This is a genomic window from Vibrio sp. 10N.261.51.F11 (assembly GCF_041471665.1).
GTDB classification, from domain to species: Bacteria; Pseudomonadota; Gammaproteobacteria; order Enterobacterales; family Vibrionaceae; genus Vibrio; species Vibrio crassostreae_C.
On the sequence record NZ_JBFROW010000028.1, the window covers coordinates 1 to 314 of the forward strand.

The following is a 314-nucleotide window of genomic DNA, read 5'->3' on the forward strand; positions in this document are numbered from 1 at the left end:
GTAGAGGGCGATGACCTTACAGCCAGCGGCTTAACGGTCGACGGTGATGCAACCGTTACTCAAAACGATGACGGCAGTTTCACGATTACGCCAGATGAGAACTTCAATGGTGACATCGATATCAGCTTCGATATCTCAGATGGTACCAATACCGTTCAAGCATCAGCTGACCTAACGGTTAACCCAGTTAACGACCTGCCAGTCCCTCAAGATCAACAGTTCAGCGTTGAAGAAGACGGCACGTTAATCTTCACTGATGCAGACCTGTTAACAGGCGCAACGGACATTGAAGGCGACAACCTAACTGTTGAAGG

The 314-nt window shown here is 49.0% G+C and carries 1 protein-coding gene; it reads left to right on the top strand.

Features of this window, described 5'->3' with window-relative positions; translation table 11 throughout:
• Positions 1-314: tandem-95 repeat protein (locus tag AB4351_RS22270; RefSeq protein WP_372125763.1), on the top strand; the 314-nt coding region annotated here is incomplete at both ends.